This window comes from Paraburkholderia fungorum (genome assembly GCF_003610895.1).
In the GTDB taxonomy this organism is placed as follows: Bacteria; Pseudomonadota; Gammaproteobacteria; order Burkholderiales; family Burkholderiaceae; genus Paraburkholderia; species Paraburkholderia fungorum_B.
The window spans coordinates 42,564-62,433 of the sequence record NZ_MCAS01000017.1; the positions used below are offsets into that span (position 1 = coordinate 42,564).

Sequence of the window (19,870 nt, forward strand, 5' to 3'; positions counted from 1 at the left end):
TGACTGCCTGCGTGCCTGTTCCTGGCGATGCACGTACCCGGTGCGTCGCCAGTCATCGCAATTGTGTCTGCACCATGACAGGCCCGGCCAGACGCTTGCGAGGTGCATGTCAACGCCTGCAGCACCCGTGGACCCGCCCGGCCCGATGCTTGCTTTTATGTAGGCACAACAATTTTCAGCCACGGGGGCCAGGCCATGTCGAATCCGCTCGAAATCGTCGAACTGACGCATCACGTCAGGAAGCTAGCGACGGGGAAAATCTCCGATATCAACGACATCAATCGCGAGACCACCTTTCTCGCCCTCAACGCCTTGATCGAAGCGGCGCGCGCCGGCAATGCGGGCCGCGGCTTCGCGGTCGTGGCGAATCAGGTCAAGCATGTGTCGGCGCGAATCGGTGAGATCACCACGGTGCTCAATCGCGAACTCGCCGGCTCGTTGACGAGGCTCACCGATCTCGGCGACAGCATGATCGAACGGCTGCGTTCGCACGAGGGTCAGCGTTGCGCCGATCTCGCGCTGAACATGATCGATGTGATCGACCGCAATCTGTACGAGCGCTCATGCGATGTGCGCTGGTGGGCCACCGATTCCGCGGTGGTCGATTGCCTCGCCAATACGAGTGCCGATACGCGGGCGTATGCGTCGCGCCGTTTGTCGGTGATCCTCGACAGCTACACCGTGTACCGTGATCTATGGATCATCGACGCCGCGGGCAATGTCGTCGCGAACGGCCGGCCGGATACGTATGCAGTGCACGGCCGCAATGTCGCCGAAGCCGGCTGGTTTCGCGAAGCGATGAAAACGCCTTCGGGTGCGGACTTCGTTGCGGGCGATATCGAAGAACTGGCGCTCCTGAAGCACGCGCATGTCGCCACCTACGCGACGGCAATCCGTGAAAACGGTGCGGTCGATGGCAAGCCGCTCGGCGCGCTGGTGATCTTTTTCGATTGGGCGCCACAAGCGTCGGCTGTTGTGAAAGGCGTACGGCTCACGGACGAGGAATGGGGGCGCACGCGTTGCATGATCGTCAACGCGCAGCATCGCGTGATTGCGAGTTCAGACGACAAGGGCGTGCTCGATGAACAGTTCCGTCTGAATACCAACGACCGGCCAGCGGGTTTTTATCAGCTAACCGATGGGCGCACCGTATCGTTTGCCGCCACCCCAGGCTACGAGAGCTATCGCGGCCTGGGGTGGTACGGCGTGATTGTGCAATCGCCGCCGGCTTGAGCCGTTGTCACGTGCGCGTAATCGATGCGCCACCGTCGACCAGCGAAGCCGTGCCGGTCACGAAGGACGAGTCGTCGGATGCCAGATAAAGCACCGAACGGGCGAGTTCTTCCGGCCGTGCGACCCGCTTGAGCGCATGCAAGCCGGTCACGAAAGCCTGCGACTCGGCGGTGTCGTTCATATCGCGATACATGGGTGTGTCCACGGCGCCGGGCAGAACGGCGTTGACGCGCACACCTTGCGGTCCATACTCGGCGGCAAGCGCCTGGGTCAGCCCGATCAACCCGGCCTTGCTCGCGGCGTATGCGGCGGTGCCCGGGAAGGCGAACGAGTAGCCGACGAAAGTCGATGTAAAGATGATCGACCCGCCCCCTTGCTTGATCATCTCGGGGATCTGATGCTTCGCGCCCAAAAACGCGCTCGTCAGATTGGTCGCCAATGCAGCCGACCAGCCCGCCTCGGACACGCCCGTAGTCGGGCCCATTTCGCCTAGAGTGCCGGCGTTGTTATAAGCGATGTCAAGCCGGCCGAAGCGGCTGACGGCGAGCGCAACCAGTGCCTTCGCGTACTCCTCCGACTGCACGTCGCCCGCCAGAAACGCGGCCTCACCACCTTCGCTGGCGATTTCAGCCGCAAGGGTTTCAAGTTCAGCTTCGCGGCGCGCCGCGATCACCACTTTTGCGCCTTCCGCGGCGAACAGTTTTGCGGTGGCTCGGCCAATTCCCGCACTGGCGCCCGTCACGATGGCGACTTTTCCTGTCAAGCGTTGCATGTTCGACTCCTGCTGCAGTTTGCTGGCCAAGTGCCCTATGCCCTGGCCCGTGAGAAGGACTATAGGCTTCAGCCACAAGAGTAAGAAGGCACAAAACATGGGTATATCATTCAGTATTTGTGAATGATCGGAGAGACACATGGACCGGTTGCGCGCTTTCGAAGTCTTTGTGACCGTAGTGAGCCGCGGCAGCTTCACCCGCGCCGCCGATGCGCTCGAGACGTCGCCCGCCAATGTGACCCGCTACGTGAATGAGCTGGAAGCGCATCTCGGCACACGCCTGCTAAATCGCACCTCACGCAGGCTTTCTCTCACCGAGGGCGGCGAGACCTTTTACGCCCGCTGCAAATCGATCCTCGACGACGTCGCCGAGACGGAGGGGCTCGTTTCATCTGCGTCGATCGAACCGCGCGGCCGCTTACGCATCAATGCGCCCGTGAGTTTTGGGATTCTGCATCTGGCGCCGCTATGGCCCGAGTTCATGCGGAGGTACCCCGAAGTGGAACTCGACGTTGCGCTGATTGACCGCGTCGTCGATATCGTCGACGAGGGCTACGACCTCGCCATTCGCATCTCACGCGCCGGGTCGACTGACCAGGCCGCCCGCAAGCTGGCGACGTCGAAGAACATACTGTGTGCGTCGCCTGCCTATCTGGCGCGGTGTGGATACCCCGCGGCGCCAGCGGACCTGATCGGACATCGATGCATCGGCTACTCGTATGCGGCCACCGGCGACGAGTGGCAACTGATCGACCGTGAGGGCAAAGTTCATCCCGTGAAGGTCAACTGTCACATGCATACCAACAATGGCGATACGGCGCGCGCGGCGGCGCTCGCTGGGCAAGGCCTGATCTGGCAACCCACGTTTCTGGTCGGCAACGATCTGCGCACCGGCGCGCTTGCTCAGGTATTGCCGGAGTATCGCTTGCCCGACATCGACGTACTGGCGCTGTACCCAAGCCGCCGGCACGTCAGCGCGAAGATACGCGCGATGATCGATTTTCTGGTCGACGCCTTCAGTGATGTGCCGCCCTGGGATCGACCCGACGATCAGCGTGCATAGCTGATCGGTGTACCGCCGCACGTCTCGCGACTCGCCGCCACAATCTTTCCTCAACCCGGCGGCAGCGTCGCCGCTCGCGCGCGTTCCGGCGTTCTCAGGTAGTAAACGTCCCACTCCGTTTCTTCAATCTTCAGGAAACCATGCCGCTGATAAAAGCGGTTTGAATCGCTATTCCGGAGCGCGCCAACCTTGACCGGAATCGATCGGGAATCGGCGTCCGCAAAGATGGAGTCGAGCACCGCCGAGCCAATTCCCTTTCCCTGATGTTCCGGGAGGATATAGAGGTGCTCAAGCGCCAGTTGATTGTCCGCGGGCTTCGCCACCACAAAGCCCACCGATACGCCATCGACCACGACGAATCTGCAGAACGCAGGATCAAACGAGGACAGGAAGCGATCTCTCGCCCGTTGAGGATCGAAGCGGCCGATACGCTCCAGGCTTTCCCGCATGGCCTCGATACGTATCCGCACCAATGCCTCGGCATCGCCATGCGTTGTACTTGCAAATGTCACGTTCACTTAACTGTCCTTATCAGCGGCATCTCGACTTATCCCGTCCAGATCTGAAAGCGGCAGGAGTTGCCCATGACTCCAGCATGCGTGTCGAACGGCTGATTTTATGCTGAATGAATAAAACGGTGCGCTGCGTGGCGGCCGGCGCAGGTGACATGACACACACGGAAAAACGAGTGGCTCACTATGGGTCTGTTGTCCGCTACGGGCAGCAGCCAACCTTAAGGAGCCAAAATGAAAGCCGTTTTTGACCGCTTGAGAAAGAACCAATCCTCACCATCGCTTCCCGCCTTTGTGGCGTCGCGCGTCGAACAATATTACCGCGAGCGGGTAACGGACACGTGGGGAGGCGGGCACATCATGCGCGGCCGTCTTCCCGGACGTGATGCGCTGCATCTGTCGAGCAACGACTATCTCGCCATCGCGCGCCACCCCGACATCATTCGCAGCATGAGCAAAACGTTGCGCTCGAACGGCAACGGTCTGTTGATGTCGGGGATCTTCCTGCACGGCGATTGCCCTCAACTTAAGTTCGAGGGCCGGCTGGCGACGTTCATGCGCGCGGAGGCAGGCGTGCTATGTCAGTCAGGCTATGCGGCGAATATCGGGCTGATCCAGTCGATCGCTTCAGCACAAACACCCGTCTACGTGGACATGATGGCGCACATGTCGTTGTGGGAGGGTATCCGCTGTGCGGGCGCGGTCCCGATACCGTTCAGGCACAACGAAGCGGCACACCTCGAACAGCAGATCGCGCGATATGGGCAAGGGGTCGTGCTGGTCGATTCTGTTTACAGCACGAACGGCAGCGTATGTCCGCTGGTCGCGTTCGCGGATGTGTGCGACAGGCATGAGTGCGTGTTCGTGGTCGACGAGTCGCATTCGCTCGGCACGCATGGTCCGGGTGGAGCGGGACTCGTTGTCGAACTTGGACTGGAGTCTCGCGTCGCGTTCCGTACTGCAAGTCTTGCGAAGGCTTTTGCCGGCCGGGCCGGGTTCATCAGTTGTCCAGCCCGTTTCCAGGAATACTTCAAATTCGAGTCGAATCCGGCGATCTTCAGTTCCACGCTGTTGCCCCATGAGATCAGTGGACTCGACGCGACGCTGTCGGTGATCGAATGTGCCGACCGACGGCGCAGGAGGCTCGCATCGAATTCAGCCTGGCTGCGGGAGCGGCTGACGGAGCTTGGATATAACCTGAATGGCGGTGAGAGTCAGATCATCGCGCTCGAAGCGGGCACGGAGCAGCGCACGATCGTGTTACGCGATGCATTGGAATCCCGAGGCATTTTCGGTTCCGTGTTTTGCGCACCGGCAACGGCGCGCAATCGTGCGCTGATCCGTTTGTCGATCCATGCTGCGTTGACCGACGCCCAGATAGAAAGGATCGTGAGCGTTTGCCGTGACATTCGCGGCGAGGTCGAGCTCGACAAATGGCCCTCCACCCGGCGCCTCGGGGAGCGGCTGTCGTCCCGCAGGCAGATCCAGAACCAGAACCAGAATCAGAATCACGAGCACAGTACGGCAGACAGTGCATTAACGGTCTGATAGAGATTTGAAAGCGCTCTGATAGCGGCATGACATGGAGTTCACATGAGTGAACTCCATGTCTTCTTTATGTCGCGGTCCAGCCACTCAAGGTAGCGGTCGTAACTCAGCACGTGGCTCAGATCAAATCCGGGCGGGTTGGGAATCACGGCGTAAACGTATTCTCGTTGCCCCGTAAACTGCGTTGCCGGGTGCATATAGCTCTCCCACGCGGCACCGTCCGCAGGGCAGTACCCGCTGGTTTGCCAGAAGTACGGCAAACTCCGGCCGCTGTCCAGCGCGTCGAAAAACGCCGCTGGCGCGCCCTGTACGCTGGCTATTTCACGCACGCCCCGCAGCGTTTCGCTCGTGTGGACAATCAGCAGATAAGACCTGCCGGCACTGTCCAGCATGAGCAGCCCGTTTGGCGAGTAGGAAAGGTAATGCTCGACAATACCGAGCGAATCAAAGAGTTCTTTCACCCGCGCGCCCAACGCTTCGTCGCGCAGGAACGTATATTCCGATGTCACCAGCGTGTCGAGGATGGACTGACACCTGTTGTCGAAGTAGGCATGCTGCATATCCCGCACCGCGCGATTTAAAGCACTGATAGCCGACGCGTCCTGCTTGCGGATAAAGCGGTGAATAATGCCCTCGTTAAAGCTCTCCACCGCGATACGCTCGTCCGCCTTTCCGGTCAGCATGATCTTGCGCACAGCAGGGTCCGTTATGCGGCGGCAAAATTCGAGACCATTCAGCCCAGGCATGTCGTAGTCCACGACGACAACCGACGCCGCCTGAAACCGGTCGTTGTCGAACACCTGATTGCGCACGGCGTCGACGCTCATCGCAATGACCTGATGCGCCTCGTCCTCGTCGGTTCGATCGCGATACGGAGCGAAGATCTGCTCTTCGGGCGCACCGGGACGAGGGCGCTCATTCACGAACTGCAGCGCTTCCCTTGATGAACTGAAGAGCCGGAAGGCAAGGTTCGATTCGAGTTGCAGACACAGATTCGACAGGAATGCCGAACTGTCGTCGACGAACGTGACGGTCGTCGGAAAGTAGAATGGTTTGATCGTATCCATCATGATTGCTTGGGAAAGGTCAACACAAACTCGGTATACACGGACTCGATAGACGTACAGTCGATGGAGCCGCCCATTACACGCATGACGTCGCGGCAGAATGCGAGGCCGATGCCGGTGCCGACGGAGGCGTCATCCGCGTCGGCCGACGACGTATAAAAGCGCGTGAAGATGTGGGGAAGTACGTGAGGCGCAATGCCCACACCGGTGTCGCGAAAGAGGAGTTGGTTCGCGCGTGCGCCAGGCGCAAGCCGGATCGAGATCAGGGCACTCTCGACATCCGCCATGCCGCGGAACGCATTTTTCAGCAGATTGAAGAGCACATGGACCACCAGCATGCCCGAGCCCTCGAACGTGAAGTCATTGATGAGATCCGTGAGCACCTGCTGCTGCTCGCCTTCGCGAAACGGATAGCGGCTGAGCGCGGTCTCCACGCATTGTCTGATCGAGCAATCCGCGACCGGCTGGGAATGCCCGTCGGTGAGCCGCGCGTTCGCGAGCAGCATGTCGATAATGGTATTGGAATGAACCGCCTCCTGCTCGATGCGGGAGAGTACTCCGTCCATGGAATGAAGGTGAACGGCGCGGATTTTGGGCACACGCAGCCCGCTGTCCTGGGCAATGCCGTACGTTTCGAGCAGCAAGGGCAGATAACTTCCGAGGCCCGCGGCGCCCGCGCGGATTGCGAGTAGCGGCGTACGCAGTTCGTGGGCGATGCTGCCGGCGGTTGCCAGCATTGCCCGCTCCTGCTCGACCCGGATACGCTCGGTGTCATAGTTGGCGATGGCGCCGATCGCTATCGCAAACGAAAAAATCGCCAGATGAACAAAATACGACGTGTTCACACTGACAACGTCGGTTGTTGCCCAATAGGCGAGGTACGCGAGCGCAATGCCGATCAGGAAATTGAGCAGCAGCATGAGCCAGTCGAGCAGCAACACCATGACGAAGGCAGCAATCAGCGCACTTTCGACCCACACGTTTGAGCCATTGTTTTTCAACAGCATGAACGTGAAAAAGAACGGCAGCGAGTAAAAGATTGTTGCGTACCAGTAGTACGGCATGAGCTTTTTCGCCCACGACGGCCAGCGGTCGGAAAATACGATGGGAATAAACAGCGCGGAGCCGACCAGCCGCAACGGCAGGTTTTCGTACGGCTGCGGGAAAAGGTCGTTCCAGATGTAGTAATAGAGCGGGAAGCCGACGATCGCAATGATCGAGAACGGGCGCATCCGGCGGCTCACGTATTGCAGGTTTCGCAAGGCAGGAGCGAACACCTGGGCAACGAATAGACGGATCGGCACCAACGTGCGGGCGCTCCGCGGAGGGTTTCTCGTTGCGTGCATTATTTCCAGAATAAAAGATTTACCGGGTCTCTCAGGCCAGGTTCCAGCGTTGAAACTGTTGATGCTTCACGCGGCATCATCTGGATTATGCAGCGCGCGCATTTGTCTGCCCCAATGTACCAACCTGTCGACGTTATTCGCCACGGCCGAAGCACAAATCTTGACCTAAGGCGACGCCGATGTCACGGCAAATAATTGCCGTCAATCGCTTTGTCAGCGGTTGTCCGCGTACCGGGTCTTGTCACATGGGCAAGAATGCGCCGGCGTATATGCACATTGAATCAGATGGCAGTTCATCATTGAGGTTAAGACTCGCAAGCGAGTTGCCCCTTCAACAGCGCGTCGAGCCAGTCGGCGAACACCTGAACCCGGCGCGACAGATGTTGCCGATGCGGATAGAGCAGGTTCATCGGCATGGGTGCAGCACGGTATTCGGGCATCACCTCGATCAGTTCGCCCGCACGCAGATGCTGCTGCACGTCATAGGCAGGAATCTGGATCAGACCGAGTCCGGCAAGACAGCATGCGATGTACGCCTCCGCGCTGTTGACACTCACGCGGCCTTGCGTTGCCGCAGTCCTTACGGTCTCGCCGTCGAGCCATTCCCAGAGCGCGATACGCCCGCTCGAGGGCGACGCATACTGAACGACCTGGTGGCTTGCCATGTCGCCGGGCGTGGAAGGCGTGCCGTGACGAGACAGGTATTGGGGGCTCGCAACATTGATCAGCGGGAGATTGCCAATGGGACACGCGATCATGCCGGAATCGTGAGGCTTGCCTACGCGCAGCGCGCAGTCGACGCCCTCTTCGACCAGGTCGATCGTGCGGTCGGTCAGGCTGAGCGTGACGTCGATTTTCGGGTAAGTGGCAAGAAATTCCGGCAGCGCGGGCGCGATGATCAGACGGCCTATGCGGCCCGGCACGTCGATGCGCAGCATGCCGCCGGGCCCTACCGATGTCTGCCGGAACAGGTTCTCGGTCTCCTCCACATCGGCGATCAGACGCAGGCAGCGCTCGTAGAGCGCGGCGCCGTCCTGCGTCGGTGACACCTTACGCGTGGTTCGATGCAGCAGGCGGGCGCCGATCCGCCCTTCCAGCTCCTGGATCGCGGCGGATACCGAAGAGCGAGGCAAGCCGAGCGTGTCCGCCGCGCGCGTGAAATTCGCACATTCGACAACACGCGTGAAGACGCGAAACAGGTCAATACGATCCACGCTCGCTCCCACCACTGTTCGACTTTTCTGACCAGTGATGTCAGAAACAGCAGGTTTAAATGATTTTTCTGGAATATATCATCCAACAGGATGAGAGGCTGCATCGGGCGGCTTCGGCACTGGGGATGAACCATGGCAAACCACAGCATCAAAGGCAAAACCATCGTCATTGCGGGCGGGGCGAAAAATCTCGGCGGGTTAATTGCACGTGATCTCGCCGCCCAAGGCGCCAAGGCGGTCGCGATCCACTACAACAGCGCGGGCTCGAAGGCCGCAGCGGACGAGACGCTTGCCGCGATCAAGTCGGCAGGCGCCACGGCAGTCGCTTTCCAGGCCGATCTGACTTCGGCTGGTGCGGTCGAGAAGCTGTTTGCGGATGTCGTTGCTGCCGTCGGCCGCCCCGATATTGCAATCAATACGGTAGGCAAGGTGTTGAAGAAGCCGTTCGTCGAGATCACCGAGGCCGAATACGATGAAATGACGGCGGTGAATTCCAAGTCGGCGTTCTTCTTTCTCAAAGAGGCAGGCAAGCACGTCAACGACAATGGCAAGATCGTCACGCTCGTCACGTCGCTGCTTGGCGCATTCACGCCGTTTTACGCTGCCTATGCAGGCACCAAGGCGCCGGTCGAGCATTTCACACGCGCCGCGGCCAAGGAATTCGGCGCACGTGGCATCTCCGTCACGGCCATAGGCCCTGGCCCCATGGACACGCCGTTCTTCTATCCCGCCGAAGGCGCGGACGCGGTGTCCTATCACAAGACCGCCGCGGCCCTCTCGCCGTTCTCCACGACTGGCTTGACCGACATCGGAGATGTGGTGCCCTTCATCCGCCATCTGGTCAGCGACGGGTGGTGGATTACGGGGCAGACCATTCTGATCAACGGCGGTTATACGACCAAATAAGCGACCAAGTAAGCGAGCCAGCCGGCCCTCTCTTCCGGTCGAGGAGAGGCGCTGGTTTCAAAACAAGCGTTGGTATAAACAAGCAGGACGTCACGTTATGCCCGGCAAGCACGCCGTCGATTGCGGCTTCCATCTCACCCGATCTTCTGAACCCATTGGCTGCGCCAGGCCGGCGCTTCGAAGGGGTCCGAAAAATACTGGGTCTCATGAACCACTTTGCCGTCGCGGAACTCCATGATGCTTACGGTGTAAGCCACGCGTCCCTTATAGGTGATGCTGTATTCCGTGACCCAGAGATTACCTTCTCCCTGAATCCGCTTGACGTCGAAACCCGACGGCTTATCCGGATGATGACCCCGCAGCGCCTGCAAATTAGCTCGCCCAACGATTCGTTCACCTGATTGGGGATAGTCACAGATGGCATCGTCATCGTAGATATCGTGTTCCGCATCGAGATCACCGGCCGCCGACGCCTGCCAGTGCGCATTCAAGGCTTCACGTAGGGTTGCTTCGTGCATGGGGTGCCTCCGGGTATCGCTCACATCTATCTACTGCGGACGTCGCGGAATAAACCCGGGGCTGCCCGTCTTGACGACTTCGTTGAAGCGCTGCCTCGTCTCGATCCGGTTGATCTCGTCGAATGCGTCGGTCGGGAGTGCGGCGACATCGAAATTCTCGCGGGCGCGCACCGCGGTTTTCGGCGTGGTGAGCAAAGCCCCACCGCGCTGAATCGCCCAGGCAAGAAGGACCTGGGCCGGCGTCCGTCCAATTCGCGTGGCAATCTGCAAGACGACTGGGTCCTCAAGCGGACCCGGCCTGATTCCGTGACCCAAGGGCGCAAAAGCCAGGAACACGATTTCATGCTCTTTGCAGAATTCCAGAAGTTCCGTTTCCGGAAGATACGGATGGGCTTCGACCTGCACCACCGCCGGCTTGATTCGCGCCGCTTCGTAAAGAGGCCGCAGTTCGTTCAGGCCGATGTCGGACAGTCCGATGGCCCGGCATCTTCCCTGGTCGACCAGCGCTTCCATCGCCCCCCACGTATCCAGCAAGGTCACGCCTTTGTCATAGATGACATCGCCGTTTTCATCGCGCGGGTCCTGCTCGTCTCCCGGTTGAAATGCAAACGGCGTGTGTATCAGATAGAGATCAAGGTAGTCGAGTCCGAGCCTTGCAAGACTTGCCTCGAAAGCCGGTTCGACACGCTCGGGCCGATGATTGGAGTTCCACAGTTTTGTGGTCACGAAGATGTCTTCGCGCGCGATCCCTACGGCAGCGAGCCCTATGCGCAGCGCCTCGCCCACCTCGCGCTCGTTCCGATATCGCTCGGCGCAATCAAAATGTCGATAACCGGCTTCCAGCGCGGCTCGGGTCGCACTGGTTGTGGTGGCTGCATCGGGAATCAGCGTGCCAAATCCGAGTGCGGGCATGCTGCCGCCTCCGTGATTAAGCGCGATCTTTTTGCTCCGGAAATCGGAAGACTCAATCATGGCGACATCTCCGCACTGCTTCATGTTTTGCGACGAAAGATCGACGCTGAACCAAGTGTAGCAAATGAATGCGGAGCGGCAGCGGACAAAAGTCTATCCGTACTGCGCAACAAGTGCGTTCCACAAAGCATAGACTTCCCGCATACCGGGATCGTGATCGCTGGTCCACACAGCGGTTTGCACCAGTACCAGCTTCGAACGTGGATCGACGATGATTCTTTGACCGTCCATCCCTTGCAACGCGAACATGCGGTGATCGCCCGGCAATATCCAGACCTGATACCCGTAGCCGAAAAATGAGGTCGCTTTACCCGCGGCGAGAAAGCTGTCGGGAGACGCGACGCTCGTCGCCTGCAGCACCCAATCGCGCGGGACGATCTGCTTGCCGTTCCACTTGCCGTCGTACGCGAGCATCAGTCCAAGTCTCGCCCAATCGCGCAAGGTCGCGTTTACGCAGCAAAACGTAATGTCCTGCCCGGTCGAATCGCGCCCCCATGATGCATCCGACTCCATGCCCATCTTCTTCCAGATACGCTCGCTCGCGTACTGCGCCACCGACATATGTGTTGCATGGCTCAAGACCAGGCCGAGCACTTCCGTTTCGACACTTGCATAACTGAAATGCGTGCCGGGAGCACGTTCGCGTTTATCGAAGCGCTTGACGGCTTCGATAGCGCCTGCGCCGTTCGGGCTGAAAAGATCGCGGCCCAGCTTGTCGCGATCGTCGCCAGGATTGCTGTCTTCAAAGAAATGGACACCTGAAGACATATGCAGCAGGTCGCGAATCGAAGTTTTGCCGTAAGGATTGTCAGCCAACTCCGGCACATAGACATCCGCTAGATCGTCGATCGAGTGGATTGTCCCTTCTGATATGGCGATACCGATCAGCATGCCGACGATGGTTTTCGCCATGGACTGCGACATGAACCGGTCGGTGTCTTTCCGGGCGTAGCGATAATGCTCGTAAAGGATCGTGTCGCCGCGCGCGATCAGCAAGCCGGTCACCGGGTTGCGATCGAGATAATCGTCGATGGTGCGATAGCGGGCGCCGTACGGGTACGTCAGGGTCAGCTCGTGCTCGGAGGTTTTGAGTATGGACGGCGCACCGGCCCGGGCAATCGGGTCGCTTGGACGGACTTCGTCATAGTGCGTGTAGTAGCCGACGAACTGCTTTTGTGTTCTCGCCTCGCCTGGTATGGGCAGCGGATAGTGGTCCGCGGCACCGTATGCGTCAGCGGCATATCCGGTGTCGGAGAAGACCGGGCCAGACTGCGCCAGCGCGCATGACATCGCCAGAATGCAGCCTACGGCTACCTTAACGCTTTGCAGCATTGCACAGCTCCTTTCTCGTTTTGAGGGAGACAGGTGCCAGCTGCGACACCGGTTATCACTCAACGGCTGAGCAATAATCCGGTTGACTGTCATCGGTGCGCCCGTCGCATGAGGCTCACAAAGCGCACAAAGCGCGCGACCGGGCGGCCCGATTACGATTGTGTTTCGATCGCGCTTCTGTCGATCATCGATCCATACCGCTGCAAATCAGCTTGCCTCAGCACTAGCCGGCGCGAGTGCCAGATGCACAGGCTGATCTGCCCGCAGGGTAACGTTCATGACAGGGTTCGGATGCGCCATTCCATCGGGAACGGACAGGGTAAAGCGCTGCAGGATCATGGCCGCGATCACCGTGATCTCAGCCATGGCAAGGTGTTGCCCAAGGCAAACGCGCGGACCCGCGCCGAATGGCAGATAGGCGCCGCGCGGAACTCGCGGTGCGTCGGCGGCAAAGCGCTCGGGTTGAAAGGCCGCGGGCTCAGGGAACCAGCGCGGGTCGTGATGCAATAGCTGAACCGGCAGCATGAACAGCGTACCGGCGGGGAAATGCCACTCACCCAAGGCGATAGGCGCCGACGCGCGACGGCTGATCAGTACGGGTGCTGCGGGGTAAAGGCGCAGCGTTTCCTCAATGGTTTGCGTCAGGTAGCGCAGCGATGGCAAGGTATCCGTGCTCGGCGTGCCGCCGCTTAACGCCGTCTCGACTTCTTGACGCGCGGCAGCCTGGGCCGCCGGGTTCGACGCCATGCACCACGCCCACCAGATCAGCGTGCCCGCCGTGGTCTCGTGCCCGGCGAGGAAGGTCGTCATGCATTCGTCCCGCACCGCCTGCAACGGCCACGCCTGCGGATCCTCCCGATGCAATCGCAGAAGACGGGACAGCAGGTCGTCGGGCCAGACGTCCTCCGGCAAACTCACGCGAGCCTGAAGATGGCGGTCGATCAAACCCTTGAGCACCGCGAGGCTTTGTCTCTTGCCGCGTTTCCAGGGCACCCAGTCGGGCGAGCTCACCGGCCAGTAGAACTCGGCGTCGGCTGCCTCGCTGGTCGTGCGCATGGCCTTCTCCGCGTCTCGCGCGTCCTCGCCGATTTCATCCGAGAACGTCATACGCAGGATGACGTCCATGGTCAGGGATGTCAGCGCGCTTTCAATAGGCCAGTGGCGGTCGTGAGCCGGCCACTGCGCGAGTGCGTTGCCGGTCGCGGCGGCGATGGTCGAAACAAAAGTCTGCACAGCCTTCGGGGTGAAGCTCGGCTGCAGCGCGTGCCGCTTGTCGCGCCACGCGTCGCCCTCGGCGATCAGCACGCTGTGTCCGTGCAGTTGGGCAAATACATGCGTGGCCCGCTCCCAGCGGCGCAGCGAGTCGTGGTGCGTCACCAGCAACTCGCGCACGAGTTGCGGATCGGCGACCACGACCGCATGCTCCGGCCACAAACGCAGATGCACCACGTCGCCAAACGCCTGCCGCCACTCGGCAAGCGTGCCGAGCAGATCGCGCGACATGCGGCGCAGAAATCCCCAGCCGGTCAGGGTCGCATGCGGCCCGGGCGGCCAGACGCCGAGTGGATGTCGTGCGGGCGCGGGCTGCTGCGTGTCCGCGTGGAATGGGCATTGGGGTGAAGGTCGGGTATCCATGTGCCGCATTGTCCATGCGGACGGAAAGCATGTCTTGAACGCAAACGACGTCGACTGGCACCCACGCTATACTTTCCGGCCATGTCCGCCAATCCAATACCCACGCTGCCGCCGTGCCCCGCTCTGGTCGACCGTGCACCCCGAGTGCTCGACAGCGGCGAGAGCCCTCACGCACGGTTGTATCTCCCACCGCCCGTCTTGCAAGACGCGGTCGTAGCAATCGTCTGCCGCGACACGCGCGGCTTCGAGTTGAATGACGCGCAGCGTCTGAACCATTTTCCAGCGTCGCCGCTCGTTTGCCTGTCCTGGTACCGGGATCTCGACGCAGGGCTCGTAGAAACGACATCCAATGGCCCGCTGTGGCGGCCGTTCGGTGCAGCGCTCATACTTTCGGGCAGTCAGTCCAGCCCGAGCGCAAGCTGGGCGCCGACAACCGGACAAGGCGGCATGTTGTGCTTCACCGCAGACGCGGTCCAGGCACTATTTGGCGTCGAACTATCCGCCGTTCACGATCGTTTTCTTTCTGCTTCCGAACTGCTCGGCGATGCCTGGCGACCGTTCCTTGACGCATTGCTCAACGCCGATGATGACGCAGCCACGCTGGCGGCGCTGGAGCAGCATCTCGCACCGCGCTGGCAGGCAGTTCGCGGGCGCAACTCCGCCATTGCCTCGCTGCGCCAGGCCGGCCGTCACTGGGTCGGGCGGCTTGCCAGGCAAGCCAGCGAATGGCGGCAAACGCATAGTCCGCGTCAGGTAGAGCGCCGCATCAAATCGTACAGTGGGCGATCGTTGCGTGAGTGGCAGTCGCTTGTGAAAACAGAAGGCGCGTTCTTCGCTGCACGGGAGCAATACGAAGCCGGACAAGCCTTTGATTGGGCCGCGCTTGCTCAGGACGAAGGCTTTGCCGACCAGGCTCACCTTAGCCGTGCGGTGAAGCGCATCACAGGCTTCTCGCCCAGCGATTTCGCACAACGCTTTATCGAAGACGAGTCGTTCTGGATGTACCGGTTATGGGTATGATCCGCGCCGATCTAGCCGACCTAGCTGACCGGCCGCAGCGGGTTCGCCTCAAACGACTTGGTCAGTAATGCGAACATGAGCATCGGTAATGTGGAATCCGTGCTTCTCGATGTCGTCGAGACACTCACCTGAGTCAACACCCGGGGTCGGATTGTCCCGGCTCAGCTCCACCGACCTGAATGAAACCCACGGAGCGAACTTTGCCGGCAGATTTTCCGCCGTGGCGTCTGCCGTAAAACCGAACACGCGACCGGGTCCCCGAAAAATATGGACAAGCATTTCGCTCACTCCTGAGATGGATGAATACGTTGCGTGCGGCTGCGAATCAATCTGACGCGAGCTGCTTGCGGTGATTCGCAGACCACCAAGATTCAGTCTTTGCCCCATCGCCAGCGAGGCGGCTCTCCCTTGAGCCAGCATATGGCCAGAAGGGCGGCACTCAAAAGCACGACAAACAACGCAAAGATGAAAGGCTCGCGGTCCGGACGGAAAAAGTGTGCATCCAGACACATCAGCGCAATGTACACGATCAACACGACCCATCCTTGCCAACGTGACGGGAAACCCCAACCCCAGCCGTAGCGTTTTGCGGGAAACCAGTACTTATGCTCAGATGACATTGGGCGATCCTGTAGCGCGGATGGTGGAAAAAATTCTGCACGTCCCCGATTGTTGCACGTGAAGCGGTCTGCTTCCTTGAAGCTTATTGCCGCTGCGTCTCTCAGGCGATTCACGTATCCTGTGAATCGAACAATCAGGCGGCCCTCAAAATGCGCGATCGCAAATCGACACGAGCAAGACCCGTAACCTGTTTCGCCAACAGGCTGTGGAAACCGTTGCTTAAATTTGCGGCCCCTGTCTGCGCGTTCGCATGCACGGTCACAGCCGCTCTGCCGGCGTATTCGGGTGAACTGCTGCAGGTGCCTGTACGGGAGTCCCAAACCCAGGCAGTCTTCATCGATAAGCCCGCCGGCGCACCGCCATGGGTCATCCTGCTGTTTGCTGGCGATCAAGGTGCGGTCGGCCTCAGTGAGGCCGGACCCAAGGCAATGCAAGCAAATTTCCTCATCCGGACCGCCGGCTATTGGACGTCCGCAGGCGACGCGAGCGTCATTGTCGACGCGCCTTCGGATCAATCATCCGGTATGAATGACGCGTTCCGTCTGAGCGACGCTCACGCTCAGGACTTGCACGTCGTGGTCGCCGCGCTCAGGCAACGTTTTCCTGACGCAAAGATCGCGCTCGTAGGTACCAGCCGGGGCACGATTTCAGTTGGCAACCTGCTCAAGCGGGAACCGCAACTGGCCGACGCGTATGTCCTGACCTCGCCTGTCACGATCGCCTCGCGTGGCGAGTCCGGGCTTTCGGGCATGCACTGGAACGTCGGCGCTACGCCGGTCCTGGTGGTGTCGAATGAAAACGACGGGTGTCGCGTTTCACCGTTTAACGCGGCCCGCGCGCTCGCTGAAGACAACAAGCTGCAGTTCCTGGCCGTATCGAGCAACGAACGCGGCGGGGCTCGCGCCAATGAATGCGGAGCGAAGTCGCCACATGGTTTTCTTGGCATCGAGGCGCAGGTGCTGACCGCCGTCTCCCGATGGCTCCAGGATCCGGGTTCAGTCGCAGCCCCGCAGCACTAACGGGCCGCCCCAGCTATCCGCGCTCCTGGACAAGATGCCATTACAATCCAGCACTTCGATCCGAACACAGTGACTTGCGCCATGAAACTCCTTCTTGCATCGACATTCGCGGCGGTCATCGCGACCGCAAGTGCGGCTGCGATAGCCCAAACAGCCGGGGGCAGCGATACGCCCAAGATGCAGTGCGCCATTGGGTATGTCACCGGCATTGGCGGAGCGGCACAGAGCTTCCGTGAATACCTTGCGACCCCCGACAGAGACAGATATCGCTACCTTGCGGACAACCCGATCCAATGCAAGGTTTCCGACGAAGGCCGCGCATCGGGTTGTACCGGCGTCACAAGCCTTCGGAATGAAAAGGTCAGCGTGTACGACGACGTCGACAACGAGACGATGGCCGTGGTTGCGCGCGTGGAACTCGACCACGGGACATACCCGGTGATTATCGTTGTGCGAAGACAGGATGTGCGATGCGAGGAGTAAATGCCTCACGGCGCCAGGCGAGGGGGATTCTGCTGGATCGATCGGCTTGCCGAGCGCTGGCACACCTCGCTGATCCCGCAAGAACCGCGTAGGCCCTCCCTACGCGGTGGGCCCCTGGATATCGAGCATCCTCAGCGCCAGCTCATTGAGGCGCTCCGCAATACTAGCCGGGGTCAGACGGCCGTCCGGTTTCATCCAGAGATAGCTGTAAAAATACATACCCAGCACGCCTTTCAGCACGATCGGGTCGTAGGGACGAAAAAGACCCACATCCGCACCATCGACCATCGCATCACGCCACACTTTCTCGTATTTGCCGTGCAGCGCCAGAACTTCCGAGCGGCGCGGCTCCGTCAGCGACTGAATCTCGCGAAAACACACCGTCAGTTCGGCCTGATGTGAAGCGATCTTCAGGACGAGCTGTTTGCCGAGCATCCTCACCCGTTGCGCAGGGTCGGGCTCCGCGCGCGCGACTCGCTCCCCGAAATCCGCCAGGTCGGCGATGTATTCCTTCGAGATGTCGTAAAGCAGATCCTCTTTACTCTTGATGTGGTGATATAGCGCACCGCGGCCAAGTTGGACCGCGTCGCCGAGTTCGCTGATGCCGATCGCGTGGTAGCCGCGCTCCGCGAACAGACGCGCGGCGACTTGCAGGATGCGTTCGCGTTGCGACTGGCCAGCCGACCGTTCAACGGTATCCATATTCTGTACTCCCCTCCCCTTCCGCCATTCTTCCCGGCGCAGCACGTTGCGCCTCTGTTCTGGACTCACGATCCGCGTGAACCCAAGCTTCGAGCATTGATTGTACCGGTCAGTCCACCGCGCTGTCAGCCCGCCTGAGCGCGGGCCAGAATCCCCACAAACCCAATAGCGGGCCGGGCAGCAGCAGCCATGCGGAATCGAGACCAAGGCGTTCGAACAGCGTAGTGGCGAGCGCAATCGATACCACGGTGAGCGCGAAACCGATCGAATTCTGGATGGCGAGCGCGCTGCCCACCCACTTTGGCGGACACGCTTTCGCCGAGAGCGCCGAGAACTGCGGCGAGTCCGCAATGACCGCTGCGCCCCAAACGAGCAGCACGGTCAGCAGCACGCCTGCGGGCAACGTGCGCCAGCCGCACACGAACACCACACTGCACAATCCGGACAACGCCAGTGCGCCCGCCGCCACACGAGCGCTGCCGATACGGCGCGAGAGCGCGCCGCCGAAAAGACAGCCCAGCGCGCCGCCGCCGATGATCAGAAACGACAATCCCGACACACCGCCCAGACGAAACTGCTGCGCAAGCGCTGCCTTCGCGACATACAACGGCACCACGGTCCAGAACGCGTACAGCTCCCACATATGACCGAAATAGCCGAAGGCAGCCGCGCGGAACGGCGGCAGGCGAAACGCCGACAATACGCCCGGGCCGCCGTCGTGCTTTTGCTCGCGTGTGACCGCGGGCGTCTTCAGATGTGGCCCGTCGCCAAGGAGATGAATCAGTGCTGCGCCACCCAGCGCGAGAACCGACGACGCGAGGATGACCTCCTGCCACGGCAGGTTTGTACCGATGAGCCGCAGGCCATGCGGTAATGCCGTACCGAGCGTGAGCATGCCGACCAGTTGAGCGAGCGCAGCGCCCGCCCGTTCAGGCGCCCAGCTCAGGATCAGTTTCATTCCCAATGGATAGATGCCGGCGAGCGAAACACCAACCAGAAAGCGGAAAACGACCGCCGAAATCAACCCTGAGGAGAGCCAGGCGAACCCCGCATTGAACGCCGCGCCCGCGATCGCGCTGCACACGAAAATCGCACTTGCGCGAAAACGGTCCGCGCATCCTGTCAGCGACATGGTCAGCGTGCCAAGGATAAAGCCAAGCTGCACCGCGCTCGTCAGCAGCCCGATGTCCGACGCACTGGCATGCCATGCGCGCATCAGATCGGCGGCGGCACTGTTAGCGCTGAACCATAGCGATGTGCCGAACAGTTGCGCGAGCGATATCGTCGCCACTGGCCCAAGCCATCGGATCAGCACATGATGAAGCGAGCGCCCGCCCACTGGTTTCGAAAGATTCATTTGATGTACGTACCCGCTGAAGCAAACGGTGGCGACCCGCGCACACGGGCCGCCGTTGCTGATTCGGCAGGGGTTGGTTGGCGCGTCGGGTGTCCGCTAGTCTTTCAGAAGCGGTGTCGTATACGTGGTCGCACTACCACTGACGCAGACCTCGCCTTTCTGATTCCTGATCGATATCTCGATCGTGCAGATCGGCTTATCCTCGCGAACCGTCTTGAGCTCGACGCGCCCGGTGATCGTATCGCCAACATACACCGCTTTGGAAAACTTCATCTCCATGCCGAGAAAGACGGTACCCGGTCCCGGCAGGTCTTCGGCAACGAGGGCATTCAGAATGCCGGTCGTCACGCCCCCCTGCACGATCAGGCCGCCGAACATCGAGCCACGCGCCAGCTCTTCGTCGTAGTGCAACGGATTGCGATCGCCCGAAATCTCGGTGAACAGTTCAATGTCACGCATGCTCATCGTCTTGTTGCGCTCCGCTATCGCACCCGCCGCGGGCATACCGCGAATCGTGCCGGTCCAACCATTCTTGTCGCTCATTTGCGCT

At 60.5% G+C, this 19,870-nt stretch carries 21 protein-coding genes; 7 read left to right on the top strand and 14 right to left on the bottom strand.

What is annotated here, in order from left to right:
* The first annotated feature begins 171 nt into the window (after positions 1-171).
* Positions 172-1,233 carry a methyl-accepting chemotaxis protein gene (locus BCY88_RS40715; RefSeq protein WP_310796123.1) on the top strand — a complete coding sequence of 354 codons (1,062 nt, stop codon included), beginning with the start codon at positions 172-174 and terminating at the stop codon, positions 1,231-1,233.
* 7 nt (positions 1,234-1,240) lie between these two features.
* Here BCY88_RS40715 and BCY88_RS17905 read toward each other — a convergent pair whose 3' ends face one another.
* A complete protein-coding gene (locus tag BCY88_RS17905) occupies positions 1,241-2,005 on the bottom strand; it encodes an SDR family oxidoreductase (RefSeq protein ID WP_120345559.1) in 765 nt (254 codons plus the stop codon).
* Positions 2,006-2,144: 139 nt separating this feature from the next.
* Here BCY88_RS17905 and BCY88_RS17910 point away from each other — a divergent pair, with 139 nt between their 5' ends.
* A complete protein-coding gene (locus BCY88_RS17910; protein WP_120345560.1) occupies positions 2,145-3,068 on the top strand; it encodes a LysR family transcriptional regulator in 924 nt (307 codons plus the stop codon).
* A 50-nt stretch (positions 3,069-3,118) separates the two neighbouring features.
* Here the strand turns inward: BCY88_RS17910 and BCY88_RS17915 are convergent, their stop codons facing one another.
* Positions 3,119-3,586, bottom strand: a complete 468-nt coding sequence (locus BCY88_RS17915; RefSeq protein WP_259461437.1) for a GNAT family N-acetyltransferase — start codon at positions 3,584-3,586, stop codon at positions 3,119-3,121.
* A gap of 228 nt (positions 3,587-3,814) precedes the next feature.
* On the opposite strand from BCY88_RS17915, the gene cqsA reads away from it, so the two are divergent.
* A complete protein-coding gene (cqsA, locus tag BCY88_RS17920) occupies positions 3,815-5,128 on the top strand; it encodes an alpha-hydroxyketone-type quorum-sensing autoinducer synthase (protein ID WP_120345561.1) in 1,314 nt (437 codons plus the stop codon).
* Positions 5,129-5,169: 41 nt separating this feature from the next.
* Here the strand turns inward: cqsA and BCY88_RS17925 are convergent, their stop codons facing one another.
* From BCY88_RS17925 to BCY88_RS17935, 3 genes are all read right to left on the bottom strand, one after another.
* The gene (locus BCY88_RS17925) at positions 5,170-6,051 is read right to left on the bottom strand and encodes a response regulator (protein ID WP_259461438.1); all 882 of its coding nucleotides are present in this window, start codon (positions 6,049-6,051) and stop codon (positions 5,170-5,172) included.
* Between the two features lie 143 nt (positions 6,052-6,194).
* The gene (locus BCY88_RS17930; RefSeq protein ID WP_259461439.1) at positions 6,195-7,499 is read right to left on the bottom strand and encodes a sensor histidine kinase; all 1,305 of its coding nucleotides are present in this window, start codon (positions 7,497-7,499) and stop codon (positions 6,195-6,197) included.
* A gap of 347 nt (positions 7,500-7,846) precedes the next feature.
* Positions 7,847-8,755, bottom strand: a complete 909-nt coding sequence (locus BCY88_RS17935) for a LysR family transcriptional regulator (protein WP_120345640.1) — start codon at positions 8,753-8,755, stop codon at positions 7,847-7,849.
* A 132-nt stretch (positions 8,756-8,887) separates the two neighbouring features.
* Between BCY88_RS17935 and BCY88_RS17940 the strand changes: the two genes are divergently transcribed.
* The gene (locus BCY88_RS17940; RefSeq protein WP_120345563.1) at positions 8,888-9,661 is read left to right on the top strand and encodes an SDR family oxidoreductase; all 774 of its coding nucleotides are present in this window, start codon (positions 8,888-8,890) and stop codon (positions 9,659-9,661) included.
* A 134-nt stretch (positions 9,662-9,795) separates the two neighbouring features.
* Here BCY88_RS17940 and BCY88_RS17945 read toward each other — a convergent pair whose 3' ends face one another.
* From BCY88_RS17945 to BCY88_RS17960, 4 genes are all read right to left on the bottom strand, one after another.
* Positions 9,796-10,179: a nuclear transport factor 2 family protein gene (locus BCY88_RS17945; protein WP_120345564.1), complete on the bottom strand. Its 384-nt coding sequence runs from the start codon at positions 10,177-10,179 to the stop codon at positions 9,796-9,798.
* Positions 10,180-10,209: 30 nt separating this feature from the next.
* On the bottom strand, positions 10,210-11,151 hold the full coding sequence (locus BCY88_RS17950; RefSeq protein ID WP_120345565.1) for an aldo/keto reductase: 942 nt from the start codon (positions 11,149-11,151) through the stop codon (positions 10,210-10,212).
* A 93-nt stretch (positions 11,152-11,244) separates the two neighbouring features.
* Positions 11,245-12,576 carry a serine hydrolase domain-containing protein gene (locus BCY88_RS17955; protein WP_120345566.1) on the bottom strand — a complete coding sequence of 444 codons (1,332 nt, stop codon included), beginning with the start codon at positions 12,574-12,576 and terminating at the stop codon, positions 11,245-11,247.
* A gap of 114 nt (positions 12,577-12,690) precedes the next feature.
* A complete protein-coding gene (locus tag BCY88_RS17960) occupies positions 12,691-14,118 on the bottom strand; it encodes a cytochrome P450 (protein ID WP_120345567.1) in 1,428 nt (475 codons plus the stop codon).
* A gap of 81 nt (positions 14,119-14,199) precedes the next feature.
* On the opposite strand from BCY88_RS17960, the gene BCY88_RS17965 reads away from it, so the two are divergent.
* The gene (locus tag BCY88_RS17965; protein WP_120345568.1) at positions 14,200-15,138 is read left to right on the top strand and encodes a helix-turn-helix domain-containing protein; all 939 of its coding nucleotides are present in this window, start codon (positions 14,200-14,202) and stop codon (positions 15,136-15,138) included.
* 48 nt (positions 15,139-15,186) lie between these two features.
* On the opposite strand, the gene BCY88_RS17970 is transcribed toward BCY88_RS17965, so the two are convergent.
* Together BCY88_RS17970 and BCY88_RS17975 are read right to left on the bottom strand one after the other, a co-directional pair.
* Positions 15,187-15,417: a hypothetical protein gene (locus tag BCY88_RS17970; RefSeq protein ID WP_120345569.1), complete on the bottom strand. Its 231-nt coding sequence runs from the start codon at positions 15,415-15,417 to the stop codon at positions 15,187-15,189.
* A gap of 92 nt (positions 15,418-15,509) precedes the next feature.
* Entirely contained in the window at positions 15,510-15,758 is a 249-nt protein-coding gene (locus tag BCY88_RS17975; protein WP_120345570.1) for a hypothetical protein, read from the bottom strand.
* Between the two features lie 150 nt (positions 15,759-15,908).
* Between BCY88_RS17975 and BCY88_RS17980 the strand changes: the two genes are divergently transcribed.
* The gene (locus BCY88_RS17980) at positions 15,909-16,778 is read left to right on the top strand and encodes an alpha/beta hydrolase family protein (protein WP_147408523.1); all 870 of its coding nucleotides are present in this window, start codon (positions 15,909-15,911) and stop codon (positions 16,776-16,778) included.
* An 81-nt stretch (positions 16,779-16,859) separates the two neighbouring features.
* Positions 16,860-17,261, top strand: coding sequence for a hypothetical protein (locus BCY88_RS17985; RefSeq protein ID WP_120345572.1), 402 nt, complete (start codon positions 16,860-16,862; stop codon positions 17,259-17,261).
* Positions 17,262-17,360: 99 nt separating this feature from the next.
* On the opposite strand, the gene BCY88_RS17990 is transcribed toward BCY88_RS17985, so the two are convergent.
* The 3 genes from BCY88_RS17990 to BCY88_RS18000 form a co-directional block, all read right to left on the bottom strand.
* Complete coding sequence (locus tag BCY88_RS17990; protein ID WP_120345573.1) at positions 17,361-17,963, bottom strand: TetR/AcrR family transcriptional regulator; 603 nt, start codon at positions 17,961-17,963, stop codon at positions 17,361-17,363.
* A 109-nt stretch (positions 17,964-18,072) separates the two neighbouring features.
* Positions 18,073-19,320, bottom strand: coding sequence for an MFS transporter (locus BCY88_RS17995; protein ID WP_120345574.1), 1,248 nt, complete (start codon positions 19,318-19,320; stop codon positions 18,073-18,075).
* 96 nt (positions 19,321-19,416) lie between these two features.
* Positions 19,417-19,863 carry a MaoC family dehydratase gene (locus BCY88_RS18000; RefSeq protein WP_120345575.1) on the bottom strand — a complete coding sequence of 149 codons (447 nt, stop codon included), beginning with the start codon at positions 19,861-19,863 and terminating at the stop codon, positions 19,417-19,419.
* Positions 19,864-19,870 lie beyond the last annotated feature (7 nt).

What these genes read in the sequence shown, in the direction of transcription:
- BCY88_RS17905 (WP_120345559.1), bottom strand. Translation starts at nt 2,005, where the DNA reads ATGCAACGCTTGACAGGAAAAGTCGCCATCGTGACGGGCGCCAGTGCG.
- BCY88_RS17910 (WP_120345560.1), top strand. Translation starts at nt 2,145, where the DNA reads ATGGACCGGTTGCGCGCTTTCGAAGTCTTTGTGACCGTAGTGAGCCGC.
- cqsA (WP_120345561.1), top strand. Translation starts at nt 3,815, where the DNA reads ATGAAAGCCGTTTTTGACCGCTTGAGAAAGAACCAATCCTCACCATCG.
- BCY88_RS17940 (WP_120345563.1), top strand. Translation starts at nt 8,888, where the DNA reads ATGGCAAACCACAGCATCAAAGGCAAAACCATCGTCATTGCGGGCGGG.
- BCY88_RS17945 (WP_120345564.1), bottom strand. Translation starts at nt 10,179, where the DNA reads ATGCACGAAGCAACCCTACGTGAAGCCTTGAATGCGCACTGGCAGGCG.
- BCY88_RS17950 (WP_120345565.1), bottom strand. Translation starts at nt 11,151, where the DNA reads ATGATTGAGTCTTCCGATTTCCGGAGCAAAAAGATCGCGCTTAATCAC.
- BCY88_RS17955 (WP_120345566.1), bottom strand. Translation starts at nt 12,576, where the DNA reads ATGACAGTCAACCGGATTATTGCTCAGCCGTTGAGTGATAACCGGTGT.
- BCY88_RS17960 (WP_120345567.1), bottom strand. Translation starts at nt 14,118, where the DNA reads ATGGATACCCGACCTTCACCCCAATGCCCATTCCACGCGGACACGCAG.
- BCY88_RS17965 (WP_120345568.1), top strand. Translation starts at nt 14,200, where the DNA reads ATGTCCGCCAATCCAATACCCACGCTGCCGCCGTGCCCCGCTCTGGTC.
- BCY88_RS17970 (WP_120345569.1), bottom strand. Translation starts at nt 15,417, where the DNA reads ATGCTTGTCCATATTTTTCGGGGACCCGGTCGCGTGTTCGGTTTTACG.
- BCY88_RS17975 (WP_120345570.1), bottom strand. Translation starts at nt 15,758, where the DNA reads ATGTCATCTGAGCATAAGTACTGGTTTCCCGCAAAACGCTACGGCTGG.
- BCY88_RS17980 (WP_147408523.1), top strand. Translation starts at nt 15,909, where the DNA reads ATGCGCGATCGCAAATCGACACGAGCAAGACCCGTAACCTGTTTCGCC.
- BCY88_RS17985 (WP_120345572.1), top strand. Translation starts at nt 16,860, where the DNA reads ATGAAACTCCTTCTTGCATCGACATTCGCGGCGGTCATCGCGACCGCA.
- BCY88_RS17990 (WP_120345573.1), bottom strand. Translation starts at nt 17,963, where the DNA reads ATGGATACCGTTGAACGGTCGGCTGGCCAGTCGCAACGCGAACGCATC.
- BCY88_RS17995 (WP_120345574.1), bottom strand. Translation starts at nt 19,320, where the DNA reads ATGAATCTTTCGAAACCAGTGGGCGGGCGCTCGCTTCATCATGTGCTG.
- BCY88_RS18000 (WP_120345575.1), bottom strand. Translation starts at nt 19,863, where the DNA reads ATGAGCGACAAGAATGGTTGGACCGGCACGATTCGCGGTATGCCCGCG.